This window comes from Brunnivagina elsteri CCALA 953, assembly GCF_002289455.1.
In the GTDB taxonomy this organism is placed as follows: Bacteria; Cyanobacteriota; Cyanobacteriia; order Cyanobacteriales; family Nostocaceae; genus Brunnivagina; species Brunnivagina elsteri.
In genome coordinates this window covers 1-2,915 of sequence record NZ_NTFS01000588.1, presented here as the reverse complement: position 1 = coordinate 2,915, position 2,915 = coordinate 1, and the positions used below count along the sequence as shown (strand labels likewise).

The following is a 2,915-nucleotide window of genomic DNA, read 5'->3' as shown; positions in this document are numbered from 1 at the left end:
AATTACAACAAGTTACTAATCTTTTGGATAAAGCGGGAATTTCAGGTTACAGCGTCATTAAAGATGTAACTGGTTCAGGTGATAGAGGTATAGTAATTAATGATTTACCAACAGAAGCATTGACTAATGTTTATATTTTGAGCGTTTGTCATCAAGAAAAAGAGGAAGAGGTAGTAAAAGCGATTACACCTATTTTGAAAAAATATGGAGGAATATGTATTGTTTCTGATGCTAAATGGGTTGCACATTAAATTAGGCTGAAAAGTATCTTGAAAAAAGTATCTATCTATACAAAAGCTGAGGAGTATATTAGCGAATATTACCGGAATGTACAGTATCTTTTTGAAGATCAAGTTATAGATTGAACGTTTTCTCAATTATAAGGATTACTTTGTGCCTATAAAGCGAATGATTGAAGGGTTAAATGAATTTCACGATAATTATTTCATTTCTCATCGAGAAATGTTTGAACAATTATCTCAAGGACAATCACCAGAAGTATTATTTGTTACATCTTCCGACTCCAGAATCGACCCTTGCTTAATTACCCAGAGTCAACCAGGTGAATTATTTGTTATCCGTAATGTAGGTAATATTATTCCCGCACATGGAGCTTCCCCAAGCGCTGAAGCAGCAGCGGTAGAATATGCAGTACATGGATTAGGTATTAGAGATATAGTAATTTGCGGTCACTCACATTGTGGTGCAATGAGAGGATTATTACAAATAGGTAATTTGGCTCAACAAATGCCTTTGGTATACGACTGGTTAAAAAATAATGCGGAATCGACTCGACGTTTAGTAATGGATAATTATCCTGGTTATTCCCATGAGAAGTTGTTGAAAATAGCAATTGAGCAAAATGTGTTAACGCAAATAGAAAATCTTGAGACTCATCCTGTAATTCGTTCTAAGCTTCATGCAGGTAAGCTAAATCTCCACGCTTGGATTTATGAAATAGAAACTGGTGAGGTTTTTGCTTATGATGCTGCTAACGGACAATTTAAGCTTTTAGAAAATCGTCCTTTCCCCGTACCAAACCCACTTATTGCTGCACATTCAGATTCACTGAGATAATTATATTATTTGCAAGCTAATTAAGTCAAAATCTAAAAACAGTTAAGTATTATTACATCCAAAATCAATCTCTGACTGTGTTAGTACAACAAGGTAAAAGAAACAAAGAACATTCTATGAGCTTTCCAGCCATTTTTAATGGTATCTTTATTTCTGCCGAACTGTACTAGCTGTTAAAATATATTTGTTGAGCAAATTCTGACCTTAAATAAACTCTCCTCTATTTTCACTTAATTCAAGACTAATGGGTAACATTAATAAAAATTACCCATTAATCTGTATTTTTATTTTTTAAGCTTTCATTTTTAAAAATCAAATTCTTATACATTAAAATTAATAAAATCAAGAGTCAGAAAATCAGCAATATACTCATGACTAAGTTAGAACCATCATCATTACCAAAAGATACAAATTCAATTCGTTATAAAATAGTCAATTTTTGGCGTTCTACTTACAACTGGTTTACGAATACTCCCGAACGTGCGATCGCACAAGCATATAAAGCCGCAGAAACCATTCGAGAGATTGAAAATGAACATTTCAATGGCAATAAAATCGCTCCTGAGTCTATATCTCCTGAGCTTCCTAATTATTCATCAAGTATAATAATTTACTGGCAAGCATCCTTAAATACTAACTTAAAGATTATAAAAATTAGACTTGCAGAATACCGATTAAGTTTTCCCTTAATAAATACATCTAATCAAGAATTATTAGAAAAACTAAAATTTATTGACGATGTAACTGCCAAATATCTCCCAGAAGATGAAATAACTGTTTCTGACACAAGCACAAATATAACTATAACCGCGCAAATTGTCCCGGAAATAACAAGAAATCAAGCAATAAAAACAAACTCCGATTTTCAGCCAGCACGACCTAACTCAATGTCGAAAAAAACAGGTATTTTACCAAGGTCAATCGGCAGAACAATTAATCGAATTCGCTCCGATTTTTCTCCACAAGCAGAAGAACAATTTGTAGAAAAATTTAGAACTTCTAAAAAGCGAACTCAAGCTTCCATCAAATTTATCTTAATGCTAATCCTGATACCTTTGCTAACCCATCAATTAGCTAAACAATTATTAATTACTCCTGTAGTTGAACGAGTACGGGGAGAAAATACTCCACATATTTTTATGAATACAGAGATGGAAGATGAAGCATTAGAAGAACTGAAAATATATGAGGGAGAACTTAAGTTTGAAAGTTTAATTTTGAAAGCACCAACTCTATCACCAGAGAAGATAGAGGAGAAAGTTAAAGAAAAAGCTATTGAAATTTATGAAGTATTTAGAGCGAAAAGTACCAATGCAATTAGTAATGTTTTCGCCGATATATTCTCGCTAATTGCCTTTGCTATTGTAGTTGTTACTAGCAAGCGAGAAATAGAAATTTTAAAGTCATTTATGGATGAAGTTGTCTACGGTTTAAGTGATAGTGCCAAAGCCTTTTTGATTATTTTATTCACTGATATTTTTGTTGGGTTCCACTCACCACATGGTTGGGAAGTAATTTTAGAAGGAGTCGCAGAACATTTAGGTTTACCTCCAAACCGCAGCGCAATATCCCTATTTATCGCGACATTTCCAGTTGTGTTAGATACCATATCTAAATACTGGATTTTCCGATATCTGAGTCGTTTGTCACCTTCAGCTTTGGCAACTTTAAAAGAGATGAACGAGTAAGCTGTTATGCATTTAAATCATATAATCTAAATTATTATAATTTTTGTGGGGTAGGGATGCCCGCACTAATATATGATTTAGGTGCTTTTTAGCTTAATATTGAATATAGAGACGTGAGATATCGTGTCAGTAGATAATTAATAATTTTTA

At 33.1% G+C, this 2,915-nt stretch carries 3 protein-coding genes; all 3 read left to right on the top strand.

Annotated features, from left to right (window positions below; all coding sequences use genetic code 11):
• On the top strand, positions 1 to 251 hold a 251-nt coding region (locus CK510_RS28735; protein ID WP_095724885.1), incomplete at its 5' end, for a P-II family nitrogen regulator.
• Positions 252 to 393: 142 nt separating this feature from the next.
• Positions 394 to 1,077: a carbonic anhydrase gene (locus CK510_RS28730; protein ID WP_095724884.1), complete on the top strand. Its 684-nt coding sequence runs from the start codon at positions 394 to 396 to the stop codon at positions 1,075 to 1,077.
• Between the two features lie 371 nt (positions 1,078 to 1,448).
• Positions 1,449 to 2,765 carry a proton extrusion protein PcxA gene (locus tag CK510_RS28725; protein ID WP_095724883.1) on the top strand — a complete coding sequence of 439 codons (1,317 nt, stop codon included), beginning with the start codon at positions 1,449 to 1,451 and terminating at the stop codon, positions 2,763 to 2,765.
• Positions 2,766 to 2,915: the final 150 nt, after the last annotated feature.

Coding starts and splice junctions, on each gene's coding strand:
- CK510_RS28725 (WP_095724883.1), top strand. CDS start 1,449: ATGACTAAGTTAGAACCATCATCATTACCAAAAGATACAAATTCAATT.